Origin of the sequence: Duganella alba (genome assembly GCF_009674495.1) — a bacterium.
GTDB lineage: Bacteria > Pseudomonadota > Gammaproteobacteria > Burkholderiales > Burkholderiaceae_D > Rugamonas > Rugamonas alba.
The window spans coordinates 59,850-75,229 of sequence record NZ_WKJN01000023.1 but is presented as its reverse complement, the minus strand read 5'-3'; the positions used below and the strand labels follow the sequence as shown (position 1 = coordinate 75,229).

Annotated in this window: 13 protein-coding genes; 7 read left to right on the top strand and 6 right to left on the bottom strand. The window is 64.4% G+C overall.

Annotation, left to right across the window (positions count from 1 at the left end; translation table 11 throughout):
* The first annotated feature begins 47 nt into the window (after positions 1 to 47).
* Positions 48 to 989, top strand: coding sequence for an aldo/keto reductase (locus GJ695_RS20780; protein WP_154368083.1), 942 nt, complete (start codon positions 48 to 50; stop codon positions 987 to 989).
* Positions 990 to 995: 6 nt separating this feature from the next.
* On the opposite strand, the gene GJ695_RS20775 is transcribed toward GJ695_RS20780, so the two are convergent.
* Complete coding sequence (locus tag GJ695_RS20775) at positions 996 to 1,418, bottom strand: STY0301 family protein (protein ID WP_166455291.1); 423 nt, start codon at positions 1,416 to 1,418, stop codon at positions 996 to 998.
* Positions 1,419 to 1,507: 89 nt separating this feature from the next.
* Here GJ695_RS20775 and GJ695_RS29680 point away from each other — a divergent pair, with 89 nt between their 5' ends.
* Positions 1,508 to 1,957, top strand: coding sequence for a CPBP family glutamic-type intramembrane protease (locus GJ695_RS29680; RefSeq protein ID WP_166455292.1), 450 nt, complete (start codon positions 1,508 to 1,510; stop codon positions 1,955 to 1,957).
* A gap of 4 nt (positions 1,958 to 1,961) precedes the next feature.
* On the opposite strand, the gene GJ695_RS20765 is transcribed toward GJ695_RS29680, so the two are convergent.
* A complete protein-coding gene (locus GJ695_RS20765) occupies positions 1,962 to 3,290 on the bottom strand; it encodes an Nramp family divalent metal transporter (RefSeq protein ID WP_154368078.1) in 1,329 nt (442 codons plus the stop codon).
* 70 nt (positions 3,291 to 3,360) lie between these two features.
* Complete coding sequence (locus GJ695_RS20760) at positions 3,361 to 4,056, bottom strand: UPF0149 family protein (protein WP_154368077.1); 696 nt, start codon at positions 4,054 to 4,056, stop codon at positions 3,361 to 3,363.
* Positions 4,057 to 4,111: 55 nt separating this feature from the next.
* On the opposite strand from GJ695_RS20760, the gene GJ695_RS20755 reads away from it, so the two are divergent.
* On the top strand, positions 4,112 to 5,110 hold the full coding sequence (locus GJ695_RS20755; RefSeq protein WP_154368075.1) for a serine/threonine protein kinase: 999 nt from the start codon (positions 4,112 to 4,114) through the stop codon (positions 5,108 to 5,110).
* Positions 5,111 to 5,214: 104 nt separating this feature from the next.
* A complete protein-coding gene (locus tag GJ695_RS20750) occupies positions 5,215 to 7,509 on the top strand; it encodes a coiled-coil domain-containing protein (RefSeq protein ID WP_154368073.1) in 2,295 nt (764 codons plus the stop codon).
* A gap of 97 nt (positions 7,510 to 7,606) precedes the next feature.
* On the opposite strand, the gene GJ695_RS20745 is transcribed toward GJ695_RS20750, so the two are convergent.
* The 3 genes from GJ695_RS20745 to GJ695_RS20735 all read right to left on the bottom strand — a co-directional run bounded on the left by GJ695_RS20745 (position 7,607) and on the right by GJ695_RS20735 (position 10,117).
* Entirely contained in the window at positions 7,607 to 8,560 is a 954-nt protein-coding gene (locus GJ695_RS20745; protein ID WP_154368071.1) for a hypothetical protein, read from the bottom strand.
* 92 nt (positions 8,561 to 8,652) lie between these two features.
* Positions 8,653 to 9,024, bottom strand: coding sequence for a DUF8785 domain-containing protein (locus tag GJ695_RS20740; RefSeq protein WP_154368069.1), 372 nt, complete (start codon positions 9,022 to 9,024; stop codon positions 8,653 to 8,655).
* Positions 9,025 to 9,058: 34 nt separating this feature from the next.
* Positions 9,059 to 10,117 (bottom strand): DUF475 domain-containing protein, encoded by a 1,059-nt coding sequence (locus tag GJ695_RS20735; RefSeq protein WP_154368067.1) that lies wholly within the window; start codon positions 10,115 to 10,117, stop codon positions 9,059 to 9,061.
* Positions 10,118 to 10,224: 107 nt separating this feature from the next.
* On the opposite strand from GJ695_RS20735, the gene GJ695_RS20730 reads away from it, so the two are divergent.
* From GJ695_RS20730 to GJ695_RS20720, 3 genes are all read left to right on the top strand, one after another.
* Entirely contained in the window at positions 10,225 to 10,647 is a 423-nt protein-coding gene (locus tag GJ695_RS20730; RefSeq protein WP_154360612.1) for a divergent PAP2 family protein, read from the top strand.
* A gap of 210 nt (positions 10,648 to 10,857) precedes the next feature.
* Positions 10,858 to 12,027, top strand: a complete 1,170-nt coding sequence (locus tag GJ695_RS20725) for an efflux RND transporter periplasmic adaptor subunit (protein ID WP_154368065.1) — start codon at positions 10,858 to 10,860, stop codon at positions 12,025 to 12,027.
* Between the two features lie 12 nt (positions 12,028 to 12,039).
* Positions 12,040 to 15,267: an efflux RND transporter permease subunit gene (locus tag GJ695_RS20720; RefSeq protein ID WP_154368063.1), complete on the top strand. Its 3,228-nt coding sequence runs from the start codon at positions 12,040 to 12,042 to the stop codon at positions 15,265 to 15,267.
* Positions 15,268 to 15,380 lie beyond the last annotated feature (113 nt).

Here is a 15,380-nt window from a genome sequence, read left to right as displayed (position 1 = left end):
ATGGACTTAACTCCGCAGTTATAACATGGACTTTCAAGGAGAAGTCCATGAGTGAGATCGATTGGGGAGTGCAGGGCCTGGGATGCATGGGCATGAGCGAGTTTTACGGCGACACCAATATGGCCGAAGCGCGCGCCACGCTGGAGATGGCGCTGGTCGGCGGCGTGCGCATGTTCGATACGGCCGATATGTACGGCCTGGGCGCCAACGAGACGTTTCTGGCGCCGTTTGTGCGCGCGCACCGCGAGCGGGTGGTGATCGCCACCAAGTTCGGCTACGCGCGCGCGGCTGGCAATCCGGATGACTGGAGCCTGGACAACCGGCCTGCGTACATCCGTGAGGCGGTGGAGCGATCGTTGCGGCGGCTCGGCGTGGAGGTTATCGATCTGTATTACATGCACCGCCGCCAGCCGGATGTGCCGGTCGAGGATGCGGTTGGCGCGATGGCGGATCTGGTCAAGGCGGGCAAGGTGAAGTCGCTGGGCTTGTGCGAGGTGAGCGCCGAAGAGTTGCGCGCGGCGCAGGCGGTGCATCCGATCAGCGCCTTGCAGTCGGAGTGGTCGGTCTTCAGCCGGGGGATTGAAGACGGTGTGCTGGATGCGGCGAGGGAGGGCGGCACTGTCATCGTGCCTTTTGCGCCGCTGGGCCGAGGGCTGTTGACCGGCAAGGCCTTTGCCGGCGAGCTGGGAGCGGATGACGCGCGCAATCACTTTCCGCGCTTTCAGCCGGAGAATCGCGCCGCCAATTTGCGGCTGGCCGGGCAGGTCGAGCGTCTTGCCGCCGCGCGCAGCGTTACTGCGGCGCAGATGGCGCTGGCCTGGCTCTCTACGCAGGCGGCCCGGCTGGAGGTGCGCGTGGTGCCGATTCCCGGCACGCGCCGTCGCAGCCGTCTTGCTGAAAACCTGGCGGCGGCCGCCATCAGGCTGACCGATGCCGAGATGGCCGCAATGAATGCGCTGGCCGCCAGCGTGCAGGGTGGCGCGATGTGACCGGCGTCATTCGCAGAGGAAGGCGATCACGCCGCTGGGCTGTTGCGTGCGCAGCGATTCGGTCAGGCGGCACTGCGTGGCGTCGGCCGGGATCGGCTTGGCCAGCAGGATGCGTGATTGCGTGTAGACGCAGGCCATCCAGTACGGCGCCGAGTCGGGCGGCAGGCGCCAGGTGGTGACCTGGCTCTGGTCGAATTTTTCGATATGGTCGGCGACGAGGTTTCCGCCGTCGCTGGGATGCTGGGTGTAGACCGCGATGGTCGCCAGCGATGCCGGCGGCAGTTCGCTGTCGACCACCAGTTGCCAAGTCTGGTCGACAGTGCGGGAGGTCTGCTCGATGTCGATCACGCGAGGGCAATCAAAAATCACCGGCGCCGCGCCGGCGATCGGCAGGTACAGGCTGGCGGCCAGCAGGCAGAGGTGTCGCACGACGGCTCCTTTTGGACGACGGAGCTTTTGTTATATTGCCGAATGTGCTCCAATGCATTGATACAAATCCATGTTGCCTCGCCATCTTGATGACAAAAATCACTGCGGTATTGTACGGATGCGCGTTCGGCGTGCTCACGGCCCTTGGTCTGACGGCCATCGATGCAGGGCTCGATTATTTGAAGCCTTTTGTCGCATCTGAGCCGCCGCCCAGCGGCGGCGAGTTGGCCGTCTATATTGTCGGCGCCATCTTCATCGGGCCGGCGCTGGAGACCTTGCTGTCCCAGATGGCGGTGGTGGAGGCGGTTATTTTTCGGTTTGGCCAGAAAAAGTGGCTGGCGATTGGCGCCAGCACGCTCGTCTTCGCGCTGATGCATTTGCCATCCGCGGCGCGTGTGGCCAGGATGCTGTTTTTAGGACTGGCGTTTGGGCTGATTTATTACCAGTTCAGGCGCCACTCGAAATCGGTGGCGTTCACCGCGACGCTCACCACGCACACAGTCCATAACATACTGATTTCCGCCGCCTTGCTCATGTAGCGTGTCAGGCCAATGCCTGCCACACCAGCCAGGCGTTGGCGGCGGAGATCACGGCGAACAGGAACCACGACAGCGCCGTGGTCCACCAGGCGTTGACGAAGTTGCCCATGATGCGGCGCTGCGACGTCAGGCTCACCAGCGGATACATGGCGAATGGCAGCTGCATGCTCAGCACCACCTGACTGAGCACCAGCAGCTTGCCCACCGAATGCTCGCCCAGCACGATCACGCCGATCATCGCCGGTATCAGCGCCAGCCCGCGCGTGATGGCGCGCCGCTGCCAGCACGGGATCTTCATTTTGAGGAAGCCTTCCATGATCACCTGGCCCGCGATGGTGCCGGTGAAGGTCGAGCTCTGGCCGGATGCCAGCAGCGCCAGGCCGAACAGGATGGCGGCCATCGCCGTGCCGGCCACCGGTTCCAGCAGGCGGTAGGCGTCGTCGATATCCAGCACGCGGTCGTTCCCGGGCTGGTAGAAGGCGGCGGCCGCCAGCACCAGGATCGCACCGTTGATCAGCAAGGCCAGCAGCAGCGACACCACGGTATCGATGCGTGACAGGCCAATGGCCTGCTGTTTGGTGCTGTCGTTCTTGCCCACCACGCGCGTCTGCACCACGGATGAATGCAGGTAGAGATTGTGCGGCATCACGGTGGCGCCAAGAATGCCGATGGCCAGGTACAGCGGCTCGCGCGACGACAGCGCGCTCAGTGAGGGCACCATGCCGGCCATTACCGCATGCCAGTCGGGCTTGACGAACACCAGTTCGGCGAACAGGCAGATCGCCACCGTCAGGATCAGCCCCAGCACGATGGCCTCGACCTGGCGGAAGCCTTTGCCCTTCAGGCCGAGAATGATCAGCGTGTCGAGCGCGGTCAGCGCCACGCCGACCGGCAGCGAGACGCCCAGCAGCAGCTTGAACGCCAGCGCGCAGCCCAGCACTTCGGCCAGGTCGCAGGCGATGATGGAAATCTCGGCAAAGCCCCACAAGGTCTTGCCGACCGCCGGCGAATACTGCTCGCGGCAATGTACCGCCAGATCCTTGCCGGTGACGATCCCCAGCCGCATGCTCAGGCATTGCAGCACAATCGCCGCCAGGCTGGACAGCACCACCACGAACAGCAGCTGATAGCCGAACTGCGAGCCGCCCTGAATCGCCGTGGCCCAGTTGCCCGGATCCATATAGCCGACCGAGACCAGCAGGCCCGGCCCGGCGAAGCGGATGATTTTTTTCCAGAACGGATCGCCCTCGGGCACCGCGACGGTGCCGGCTACTTCGGAAGGACAGAACGGCGCGGTGGCCGTGGTGGGCAGCTTGAAGGGGAGGGAAAACATAGGCATCCTGAACAATGATGCCTAAATTTTACTGTAGAAAGAGGGCGCGAGTCCCTCTGTCTTGCGGTGCTTACTCGGCCGAGTCGGCACCGTGGCACTTCTTGTACTTCTTGCCGCTGCCGCAAGGGCAGTCGTCGTTGCGGCCGACTTTCGGCTCGTCGCGCTTGACGGTTTCGACCGCGGCCTTGCGGCGCGGCAGCCAGAACTTGTAGATGTTCGGCAGATTGGCTTCCAGTTCCTGCGCCAGCTTGTGCGCCTTGACCGGATCTTCCACCAGCGGCAGTTCCTCTTCCTCGATCTCGTCGGCGCCCAGCAGGTACACCGGACGCATCAGGTCGGCCACTTCCGAATCCCAGATCGGATCCCACGAACCCGGACGCAGCTCCATGCCTTCCCAGAAGCCCCAGCACCACGCTTCGGCGTCGATCAGGGTCTGGCCCAGATGTTCGTGCTCGACGAACAGCGGTTCGAACTCCTTCGGCGCCACTTCAAACGTCACCAGCACTTCGTTCATGAAGCGCATGATCAGTTCGATGATGCGTTGTTCTTCCTTTTCGTGCTTGAACTGCGGCACGTCGGTTTCTTCCTTGCCCCACACCTTTTTCAGCCATTCGGCCGGCATGATGGTTTCCGGGCCGATGGCGATGGCGGTCAGGTAGCCGTGCAGCATGTCCATGGTCATGGCATCTTCAGGGCTGCGTTCGGACAGCAGGAAGCTGTCCAGTTCGTCGAATTCTTTTTCGCTCAGTGGCTGGTCGAGTTGCATAACTTGCTCTTTTTATTTGGGGGAAGCGGACAGTATACACGCCGCGCCCCGTACAATGGCGCTTATGACTCAAGAACCTGCCCAACATCCGTATTCCGCGCTGAGCCCGGACTGCGTGCTCGACGCCCTCGACAGCATCGGCCTGCGCGGCGATGGCCGCCTGCTGGCGCTGAACAGCTATGAAAACCGCGTCTACCAGGTCGGCATCGAGGACGACAAGCCGCTGGTGGTGAAGTTTTACCGTCCGGGCCGCTGGAGCGATGCGGCCATCCTCGAAGAACACGCATTCACCGAAGAACTGGTGGCGGCGGAAATCCCGGTGGTGCCGGCGCTGGCGCTGCAAGGCAGCACGCTGCGCCACTTCCAGGGCTTCCGCTTTGCCGTCTTCACGCGCCACGGCGGCCGCGCGCCCGAGCTGGGCGACCCGGCCGTGCTGGAATGGACCGGGCGCTTCATCGCGCGGATTCACGCGGTGGGCGGCGTCAAGCCCTTCCTGCACCGGCCGCCATTGGACATCGACACTTTCGGCGTTGAGCCGTGCGACTTCCTGCAAACCAACGGCTTCATTCCGCCGGACCTGAAGGAAGCCTACGCCACCATCGCCCGCCAGGCGCTGGACGGCGTGCGCCGCTGCTACGACCGCGCCGGCGAGTTGCCGCAGCTGCGCCTGCACGGCGATTGCCATGGCGGCAACGTGCTGTGGACCGACGCCGGCCCGCACTTCGTCGATTTCGACGATGCCCGCATGGGCCCGGCCATCCAGGATTTGTGGATGATGCTATCCGGCGAGCGGGCGGAGCAGGTGCGCCAGATGAGCGACATCCTGGCCGGCTACGAGGATTTCTGCGAATTCAATCCGCGCCAGATGCATCTGGTGGAAGCGCTGCGCACCTTGCGGCTGATCCATTATTCGGCCTGGCTGGCGCGGCGCTGGGACGATCCGGCCTTCCCGGCGGCGTTTCCGTGGTTCAACACCCAGCGCTACTGGCAGGACCGGGTGCTGGAACTGCGCGAACAGGTCGCCTTGATGGATGAGCCGCCGCTGCCGGTCTGAGCAACCGGAGAAATAGCGGGGTTTTCCGCCTCTGCTTACGGTTAGGCTTGCTTCATGGCTACATGATAATGAGAGCTCGGAAAATCCTCTTAGCGAGAACTCTCATGCAAGCACAACTGGCCAAACAAGACGACGTCACCCTGCTGCCGCTGCCGATGGCAACCCTGCATGAGGCCGAAGAAGCAGCGCCGGTGCAACCGCCGCGCGCGGCGATGGAAATGAAGGCTATCCAGGAAGCCATCGCCCGGGTGGAAGCGGAAGCCAAGGCCGCCTGCGCCGCCGAGAACCGTGCCCACGCCGAAGCCCGCGCCCGCGCGCTGGCCGAAGACCGCGCCGCCATGGACGCCGCCGCCGCCGCCGTCGCGCAGCAGAACGCGCAGGCGTCGGAAGACGCGATCGCCGCCAACAAGGAGCGCCTGGAATCGCTGCGCGCCGCCGCCCAGGCCAGCGTGGCCCGCCTGGACGCCGTCAAGCAGGAGACCGCCGAACTGCGCGCCCGCGCCGAGACCGACAACCAGATCCGCAAGGCCGCCGAGGAGCGCGCCAAGGCCGAAGAACAAAGCCGCAAGCGCGCCCACGAGCAGGTCGCCGCCGAATCGGCCGCCGCCGAGCAGGCCTCGCGCGCCGCCGAAGAATTGCAGATCGAGACCGAACAAGCCCGCCTGCAAGCAGCCGAGCGCGTCGCCGCCGTGCAGGCCGCGAAAGAACAAGTGGTCGGCATCGCCTCGGCCGACGCCCGTGTCGCCACCCTGGCGCGCGAACGCGAACGTCACGCCGCCGGCGCCCGCCAGGCCGCCCAACAACTGGCCGAAGCCGAAGCCGAAGCGCTGGAACTGACCAAGCAACGCGAACGCGCCGACAAGGTCGCGCTGGAAGCCGCGTTCAAGCGTTCGGCCGCCGAAGTGCGCGCGCTGGAAGAAGCCCGCGCGCTGGCCCACCTGGAACAGGAACGCGAGCAGATCGCCCAGGCCAAGGCCGAGTCCGAACACAGCGCCGCGCAATCGCTGCGCCTGCGCCTGCAAACCGAAAAAGAAATCCGCGACGCCGCCATCCACCGCGAGCGCATCGAAGCCGTGGCCGCCGCCAGCGCGCAGGCGCGCCGCGAGGCTGACGCCCGCATCATCATCGCCACCGAAGCGCGGATCGAAGTCGACAACCAGTTGCGCGCCGTGGCGCTGGCCCGCGTGCAGGCCGAGGAAGACGCCGAAATGGTCACGCTGGCCAAAGTCGAAGCGGAATCCGAAGCGCTGGACCAGGCCAAGCTGCGCCAGGCCGCCGATGAAGCCGCTGCCGACGCCGCCCGCGCCGACAGCCTGGAGCAGCAGCGCGCCGCCGACCTGGCCAAGGAACGCGCCGCCCTGTCGCGCGCCGCCACCGAACTGGCCGCCAGCCAGAACGCCGCCGAGCAGGCTGAAATCGCCACGCTGGCGCAGCAGGTCGAAGCGCAGAACGCCGCCAACGCACTGGCCGCGCAGCGTGCCGAACAGGCCGCCGCGCTGCTGAAAGCCGAGCAGGAGCGTGCCGCCACCGAGCAGCAGGCCATCGTCGCACTGAAAGAGAAACTGGACGCGGAGCAGCGCGCCACGCTGGCGGCGCAACAGCGCGTCGCCGCCGAGCGCGCGCAGACCGAAGCGTTCCGCCAGCAACAGGAAGCCGAGCAGCGCCTGGCCGACGCCGCCAATCAGGAAGCCGAAGCGGCGCGCGTGATGGCGGCGCAGGTCTCGGCCGAAGCCGAGCAAAAAGCCATCGCCGCGCAAGCGCTGGCCGCGCAAGCCAGCCTGGCGGTGGAACTGGGCGCGGTGCACGCCGAGCGCGCCCGCGTCGAACAGGAAAAAGCCGTCAAGGCGGAAGAACTGCTGCAAGCGGAACGCGAGTTCGTCGAAACCGAGCGCAAATCGCTGGCGCTGATCGACCAGAAGTTGACGCAGCAGCGCATCGCCTCCGCATCGGAAGTGCGCGCATCGCAAGCAATTGCCGGCCGTCTGGAAGCCGAGAAAAATATCGCCGCCAGCGCCCGTCTGCGCGCCGACGAAGCGCAAGCCGAAGCGGAAGCGATGCAGCAGCGCGAGCAGGCCGAGCAGGCTGCCGCGCAAGCGCTGGCCGAAAAAGCCGCCGCCCAGAAAGAACTGCTGGAAACCGCGCAGGCGCACGCCGCCATGCAACGCAAAGTGGCGGACACCACCGCCGCGATGACCGCCACCAAACAGAAACTGCTGGAACTGGAAACCCGTCGCCTGGCCGCCGCGCAGAAAGTACTGGCCGCGGTGCAAGCGAAAGTGACGGCTGAAGAAGCGCTGGCAGAAAACACCACCGTCGTCGCCACCCTGGACGACGCCCGCGCCCGCAAGGAAGCGGCCCGCCAGGCCGAAGCCGGCCAAGCCGTCTGGCGCGCCCGCTAAAACAACTCCGGGGTCAGGTCCCTCATTTCTACACGGCCCCAACCATAGCGCTTGCTACGGTTGGGGCCGTGTAGAAATGAGGGACCTGACCCCGGGTTTAGAAGCTGTAGCCGAGGCCGATCAGGAACAGGTCGGCGTCGCGGTGGTAGTCGGTGACCACGCGGTTCCACGTGGCTTCGGCCACAATGCGCTTGGCCAGATGGTAGCGCGCGCCTATGCTGACCAGGCCCGCCTTGTGCGAGCGCTGGCCTTCCCCATCCGGCACCTTGACGTTGAAGTACGGCCCGGCGCCCATGCCGATCTCCACTTTCGGATTCAGCGAGCGAATCATCCACAGCTGCGTGGCGACGCCGTTGCGCTTGCTCTGCGCGGTGTTGCCTTCGTTGATGGCGGTCACCGTCCAGTCCACATAGCGGCCCACCGCGCGCCGGTATTCCAATGCCTCGATGACCGAGGTTTCCGAACTGAGACTGTTGGTGATGCCCTGGCCCGCCATGAGGGTGATGGCTTCGTCCGTGGTCGGCCCGTCCAGATGCAGCTTGTCGCCCTTGACGCCGTTGAACTGGTAGCCCACGCCCAGCAGCAACGAGGTGGTCGCGTCCTTGCCGCTCGGCGAGATGCGGTTGATCTGCACCTGGTTGTACCAGCGGCTGTCCTGGTAGTGGTAGGTCGCCTGCACGCTGTAGATGGGAGCCCAGCCATGGTCGTTGGTGTACTTGGCGCCAGTGCCGTTGTGCAGGTTGGTGGTGTCGAAGTAGTAGTACTGGCCGGCGCCGGCGGCAAAACTCCAGCCGGGCTGGTTGGGACCGGTGCGCACCCAGACCTGGCCGGCGACGCCGTCGCGGTGGTGGTCAATCGGGTGTCCTTCGTTCAGGTAGAGCAGGCTCAGACCGAAGTGCTCGCTGACGGGATGGGCGTAAGAGACGCCCGCGCTGAAGCTGTTTTCATGCGCTTCGTTGACGCGCAGCGCGCCGGCGTACCCGGTCAGCTCCTGGGCCGGTGCGGCGGCTGCGGCGGCGAGCGCCACGGCGCCCAGCAAAATTCGTTGCATAGAGTTTAATTGGTGTCCGGCAAAAAGTTGAGTTTACCGGAAATCAAAAAACGCCGTGTTACGATACCGTGAAATGCAGTCTTGCCATTATGTTATGGCTGCACCGCCACCTTGGTGATGTAATACTCGGTTTCGCCGAAGCACTGGGTCGGCACGCCCTTGTGCTGGGCGTAGCTGAGGATGACGCGCTTGCCGGTGGCGGCGCTCAGGTCCTTGGCCACCTGCGGATCGCGCACGCTGAATTCGAACTTCTCGGGAATCGCGCCCGGCATCGAGGTCAGCAGGATTTCGCCTTCCCAGGTCTTGCATACCCAGCCGCGCGTGGAGAATTTTTGCAGGTAGCCGGCGCGCTCGCCATCGGAGTAGGAGATGTGCAGCATGGCCCAGGTGTAGGCGGCGAGCAGCAGCACGGCGGCGGCCAGCAGGCCGAACAGGGTCAGGATTACGCGTTTGGATGTGATCATGGTCAGCCTGGGTTATGCGATGGGTTGGATGGTATCACGCAGCGTGGCGGCGCTTGTAGCGCACCGACGACCACAGCGAGACCGCAATGAAGGCCACGCCGGACAGGCCGGTGAACCACTCCGGAATGTGGTATTTGACACTGGCCAGCATGATCAGTGCCAGGATGCCGATGGCGTAATGGGCGCCGTGCTCCAGGTAGACGTATTCGTCCAGCGTGCCCTTGTGCACCAGGTAGACGGTCAGCGAGCGCACGAACATGGCGCCGATGGCCAGCCCCAGCATGATGATGACCACGTCGGTGGTGATGGCGAAGGCGCCGATCACGCCGTCAAAGCTGAACGACGCGTCCAGCACTTCCAGGTACAGGAAGCCGCCGAAGCTGCCCTTGGCCACGGCCGCCACCACCGGCGCCACGCCGGCCTCGGTGATGTCGTCGTCCTCCTCCGGCGGGTCTTCCTCCAGCAGCGAACTGATCCAGCCGACCGCCAGGTAGACGATGACGCCGACCACGCCGGCCGTCAGCACCTTGTATTGTTCGGCGCCGCCGACCAGCGACACGCAGGCGAACACCGCCGCCAGCGTCAGCAGCACGGCCAGGCTTTCGGTGCCGTGCTGGCCCAGCTTTTCCTCGATCCAGCCCAGCCAGTGCAGTTCCTTCTTGTCGTCGAACAGGAAGTTGAGGAACACCAGCAGCAGGAAGGCGCCGCCGAAGGCCGCCACCTCGGCGTGGGCGCCGGTCAGATACTGGGAATACAGCTCGGGCGTGGTGGTGGCCATGCGCCACACTTCCAGCAGGCCGAGGCCGGTCGCCATGGAGACGATCAGCAGCGGGAAGATCAGCCGCATGCCGAACACGGCCACCAGGATGCCGACCGTCAGGAACAGCTTGCGCCAGAATTCGTTCCAGTGGCGCAGCACGGAGGCGTTGACCACCGCGTTGTCGAACGACAATGAGACTTCCATCACGCCCAGCACGGCGGCGATCCACAAGGCCTGCGTCAGGCCGCCGACGCCGCCATGGTTGTAGCCCCACCAGCCGGCCAGGATCAGGAGGACGACGGTGACGGCGATGGAAATCCGGAAGTGTTGCATGGTTGTCTTTATTGAAATGGGAGCAATGCTGGATTTTATATTACTTGCTTCCTCCGCTGTGTTGCCATCTGCCATAATGTCGGCACAAAAATGTTAAGGACATAACGATGGACATCGCTTATCTCGTCACGCCGCTGATTACCTGGGTCACGGTCGGACCGATCAAGTTTCTGATTAATAGCGCCAAGGCGCGCAAATGGGCGTTCAACCTGGTCGGCAACGGCGGTTTTCCGAGCAACCATAGCGCCGTGGTGTCCAGCATGGCGACCCTGATCGCGCTGCGCGAGGGCATCGGCCATCCGGCGTTCGGCGTGGCGGTCACGCTGTGCTTTATTGTCATCATCGACGCCAACAGCCTGCGCCAGCACGTCGGCAAGCAGGCGGCGGCCATCAACCGTCTGGCCAAGGAAGACGGCGGCCACAAGTGGCTGCGCGAGCGCATGGGCCATACCATCGTGGAAATCGCCGGCGGCCTGTGCACCGGCATCGCCATTGGTCATATTGTCAACGCCATTTTCGGCCGCGGTTAAGACCGTCCGTTTTACTGTCCGGCGGACCGTCCGCGTCCGCCGAGCGCTTACCGTTCATCCCCGTATTTGGCGTTTCAGCCACAAATTCTACCGTCCGTCGCACTGTGATTGACCTGACAAGGTCCGTCGAGGATACTCTGCGCCCTGTAGTCTGGCTAATATTCTAAAAGCACCAATAAGCACCAACGTGCCACTTTCTCGGAGAACTTTATGTTGCGCAAAACCCTTCTAGCTATCGCTATTGCCTCGTCCCTGGTGGCATGCGGCAAATCAGCCAAGGAGCCGGAGAAAGCCGGAGCCAGTGCTTCGGCCTCAGCTACCGCAGCAAAAGATGAAAAGAAAGTGACCCTGCTGATGTCGCCGGAAGACACGCTGACGATCCAGTCCGACGCGCTGGCCTCCGGCCCGATCATCACCGGCTCGATCCAGCCGGAACGCCGCGCCGACCTGCGCGCCGAAGTCGGCGCCATCGTACTTCAGGTACTCAAGGAGAACGGCGAGGCGGTCAAGAAGGGCGACGTGCTGCTGCGCCTGGACGAAACCTCGATCCGCGACAGCCTGACCTCGGCCGAGGAAGCCACCCGCGCCGCCGAACAGACGCTGGCCCAGACCCAGCGCATGTACGAGCGCCAGAAAACCCTGCTGTCGTCCGGCATGGTGTCCACCACCGCGATGGAAGACGCCGAAGTGCGCCGCAACAACGCCCAGAGCGATCTGGCGGCCGCCAGGTCGCGTTCGGTCGCGGCGCGCCAGCAGCTGACCCGCACCCTGGTGCGCGCGCCGTTCGACGGCATCGTCAGCGAGCGCAAGGTATCCAACGGCGACACCGCGCAGGTGGGCAAGGAACTGATCAAGGTGATCGACCCGTCCAGCATGCGCTTCGAAGGCATGGTCTCGGCCGACAAGATCGGCGTGGTCAAGGTCGGCCAGCCGGTGCTGTTCCGCGTCAACGGCTACGGCGAGAAGCAGTTCAATGGCAAGGTCAAGCGCGTCGACCCGGCCGCCAACGCCATCACCCGCCAGGTCGAAGTGCTGGTCGACTTTGCCGACGCCGTGCGTCCGGGCGTGTCCGGCCTGTACGCCGAAGGCCGCGTCGAGTCGCAGACCTCGTCCTCGCTGATGATCCCGCCGACGGCGGTGGTGCAGGCCGGCGACAGCAATTTCGCGTGGCGCATCAAGGGCGGCACGCTGGCCAAGGTGCCGCTGACCATCGGCACCCGCGACGAACGCACCGGCCGCTGGGAAGTGCTGAGCGGCCTGCAGTCGGGCGACATGGTGGTGCGCGTGCCGACCTCCGGCTTCAAGGACGGCCAGAAGGTCGAGCTGAGCACGCCGAAAGCGGTGGCCTCGGCCTCGACCTCGAAAGTGTCGGAAAAATAAAAGGATAAAGCCATGTTCTTATCGGATTTTAGTGTGAAGAAGCCCATCGCCACGATCGTCATGATCGTCGCGATGATGTGCCTGGGCTTGATGGCGCTGAACAAGCTGCGCGTCAACCAGAACCCGGACGTGGAAGTCCCGTTCATCGTGGTCAACATCCCGTATCCGGGCGCCTCGCCGGAGACGGTCGAACGCGAGATCATCAACCGCCTGGAAAAATCGCTCAACTCGATCACCGGCGTGACCGAGATCAACAGCACGGCGCAGGAAAGCTCGGCCAGCATCTTCATCAAGTTCACCTTCACCAAGAACCTGATCGAGGCATCGGACGAGATCCGCAACGCCATCGCGGCGGTGCGCTACAAGCTGCCGACCGAGATGCGCGAGCCGATCCTGCAACGGATCGACCCGTCGGCGCAGCCGGTGATGCAGCTGGCGCTGTCGTCCAGCAGCCAGAGCCACGCGGTGATTTCGCGCCTGGCCGAGGACAAGCTGGCCGACCGCTTCCGCAGCATCGACGGCGTCGCCTCGGTCAACATCGACGGTTCGCTCAAGCGCGAGCTGAGCGTGCTGCTGAAGGCCGAGAAGCTGCGCGAGTACAACGTCTCCGTCGGCGACGTGGTCAACGCGCTGCGCAACCAGAACACCAATGCGCCGGTGGGCAAGGTGCGCGGCGACCTGGACGAGAAGAGCATCCGCCTGGTCGGCCGCATCGAGCGTCCGGAAGAGTTCCAGCAGGTGGTGGTCAAGCGCAACGGCGACGAGCTGGTGCGCCTGGCGCAGGTGGCGACGATTGAAGACGGCTTTGCCGAAGTCAACAGCCTGAGCGTGCGCTCCGGCAAACCGAACGTGGGGATCTCCATCACCCGCTCGCGCGATGCGTCGACCGTGACGGTGGCCAAGAAAATCCGCGCGATGTCGGAGGAAATGCAGAAGGAAATGCCAGCCGGCACCAAGCTGGAAGTGACCGAGGACGACGGCGAAAACGCCGAAAGCAGCCTGAACAACGTGATCGAATCGCTGGTGTTCGGCGCCGGCCTGACCATTTTCGTGGTGTACGCCTTCCTGAATTCGTGGCGCTCGACGCTGATCACCGCGCTGTCGCTGCCGACCTCGGTGCTGGCGGCCTTCATCGGCGTCTGGCTGTGCGGCTTCACGCTGAACTTCATGACCTTGCTGGGCCTGTCGCTGGCGATCGGCGTGCTGATCGATGACGCCATCGTGGTGCGGGAAAACATCGTGCGCCACATGCAGCTGGGCGCCGACCGCCGCACCGCCGCGCTGAAAGGCACGGCCGAGATCGGCATGGCGGTGGCCGCCACCACCTTCTCGATCATGGCGGTGTTCATTCCGGTGGCCTTCATGCCGGGCATCACCGGCGAATGGTTCCGTCCGTTCGCGCTGACCGTGACCTGCTCGGTGGCGGTGTCGCTGGTGATTTCGTTCACGCTCGATCCGATGCTGTCGGCCTTCTGGGGCGATCCGCCGGATCACCATGACGCGCCACGCCGCGGCATCGAGAAGTATTTCGCCAAGTTCAACCACTGGTTCGACCATCAGGCCGACCGCTACGGTCACGTCATCGAATGGGCGCTGCATCACCGCCGTTCGATGGGCGTGATCGCCCTGGCCACCTTTGTCGGCGCGATCTACCTGCAGGTGCAGTTCGGCGGCGCCAGCTTCGTGCCGGCCTCCGACTGGGGCACCATCGCCATCGATGTGCGCACGCCGTCGTCGTCGTCGCTGGAATACTCGCGCCTGAAACTGGAAAAGGCCGCCGTGATCGCCCGCGGCATCAAGGAAACCAAGGAAACCAATAGCTACGTCAACCTCAGCGGCGGCCGCATCTACGTCGACATCGGCAAGAAAACCGAGCGCAAGCGCGGCGCCATCGAGGTCGCCAAGGAACTGCGCGAGAAGCTGGCCGGCCTGGTCGGCGCCGAGTACACCGTGCTGGATGACCTGAGCAATGGCGCCCGCAAGCCGGTGCAGATCGAATTCACCGGCACCGATTCGCGCAAGCTGATGGAAATCACCAACGGCTTCATGGACCGCCTGCGCCGCGTGCCGGGCGCGGTGGACGTCGGCCTGTCGGAGATGGATCCGAAGGATGAGCTGCAAATCGTGCTGAACCGTGGCCTGGCCAACTCGATGGGCATCGCTGCCGGCGACGCGGCGCAAGCGCTGCGCGTGGCCTTCGCCGGCCTGGAAGTGGGCGACTGGGTCGACCCGACCGGCGAATCGCGTGACGTCGCCGTGCGCCTGGCGCCGGAAGACCGCACCAGCGCCGAGAACATCGAGCGCCTGCCGATCGCCGTCACCGGCACCAACCAGATGGTGCCGCTGGACCAGATCGCTGAAGTGACCATGGGCAAAGGCCCGTCGACCATCAAGCACAAGGACGGCAAGCGGGTGATCACCGTCACCGCCAACGTCGAAGGCCGCTCGCCCGGCGAAGTGACCACCGACGCCATGAAGCTGGTGAAAGACATCGACTTCCCGCCGGGCTACGGCCTGGCGCTGGGCGGCGCCGGCAAGGACATGCAGGAAGTGTTCGGCGCCATGGGCATCGCGCTGGTGGCCGGCGTCGGCCTGATGTACCTGATCCTGGTGATGCAGTTCGGTTCGTTCACGGCGCCGATCGCGGTGATGCTGTCGCTGCCGCTGTCGCTGATCGGCGTGGTGCTGGGCCTGCTGGCCACCAACAGCACCATTAACCTGATGAGCCTGATCGGCGTGATCATGCTGATGGGCCTGGTGGCGAAGAACGCGATTCTGCTGCTGGACGCCGCGCGCAAACGCCAGGAAGAGGGCTTCAGCCGCGAGGATTCGCTGATGTACGCCGGCCGCATGCGCCTGCGTCCGATCCTGATGACCACCTTTGCGCTGATCGCCGGCATGTTCCCAGTGGCGCTGGGACTGGGCGAGGGCGGTGAGTTCTACCGGCCGATGGCGATCGCCATCATCGGCGGCACCATCACCTCCACGCTGCTGACCTTGCTGATGGTGCCGACCTTCTACGACAGCATCGAGATCAAGAAGGACAGCGCGATCGCCAAGCTGCATGCACGCGCGGCGCGCTTCGGCATGGTGCCGGCGGTGCTCTCGATCGTGGTCGAAGCGATATTGTTCCTGCTGCTGGTGCGTTTCGTGTTCCGCGCCATCCTGTGGGTGGTGTTCCGTAACCGCAACAAAACGCCGCCGGCGCCACCGGTGGAGGAAGAGCGGAAGATTGCTTAAAATAAATATTGTTTAGTTAAAAGAAAGGGTCTGCGGGCCCTTTCTTTTCGCCTGAATGCAGAGCAGGTGCTCGGTTTCAAGGCTTTAATTAGTGCTTTCCCTCTAACGTCTTG

Excerpts from the sequence above, each read along its gene's own strand:
- GJ695_RS20780 (WP_154368083.1), top strand. The coding sequence starts at position 48 with ATGAGTGAGATCGATTGGGGAGTGCAGGGCCTGGGATGCATGGGCATG.
- GJ695_RS29680 (WP_166455292.1), top strand. The coding sequence starts at position 1,508 with ATGACAAAAATCACTGCGGTATTGTACGGATGCGCGTTCGGCGTGCTC.
- GJ695_RS20765 (WP_154368078.1), bottom strand. The coding sequence starts at position 3,290 with ATGTTTTCCCTCCCCTTCAAGCTGCCCACCACGGCCACCGCGCCGTTC.
- GJ695_RS20760 (WP_154368077.1), bottom strand. The coding sequence starts at position 4,056 with ATGCAACTCGACCAGCCACTGAGCGAAAAAGAATTCGACGAACTGGAC.
- GJ695_RS20755 (WP_154368075.1), top strand. The coding sequence starts at position 4,112 with ATGGCGCTTATGACTCAAGAACCTGCCCAACATCCGTATTCCGCGCTG.
- GJ695_RS20750 (WP_154368073.1), top strand. The coding sequence starts at position 5,215 with ATGCAAGCACAACTGGCCAAACAAGACGACGTCACCCTGCTGCCGCTG.
- GJ695_RS20745 (WP_154368071.1), bottom strand. The coding sequence starts at position 8,560 with ATGCAACGAATTTTGCTGGGCGCCGTGGCGCTCGCCGCCGCAGCCGCC.
- GJ695_RS20740 (WP_154368069.1), bottom strand. The coding sequence starts at position 9,024 with ATGATCACATCCAAACGCGTAATCCTGACCCTGTTCGGCCTGCTGGCC.
- GJ695_RS20735 (WP_154368067.1), bottom strand. The coding sequence starts at position 10,117 with ATGCAACACTTCCGGATTTCCATCGCCGTCACCGTCGTCCTCCTGATC.
- GJ695_RS20730 (WP_154360612.1), top strand. The coding sequence starts at position 10,225 with ATGGACATCGCTTATCTCGTCACGCCGCTGATTACCTGGGTCACGGTC.
- GJ695_RS20725 (WP_154368065.1), top strand. The coding sequence starts at position 10,858 with ATGTTGCGCAAAACCCTTCTAGCTATCGCTATTGCCTCGTCCCTGGTG.
- GJ695_RS20720 (WP_154368063.1), top strand. The coding sequence starts at position 12,040 with ATGTTCTTATCGGATTTTAGTGTGAAGAAGCCCATCGCCACGATCGTC.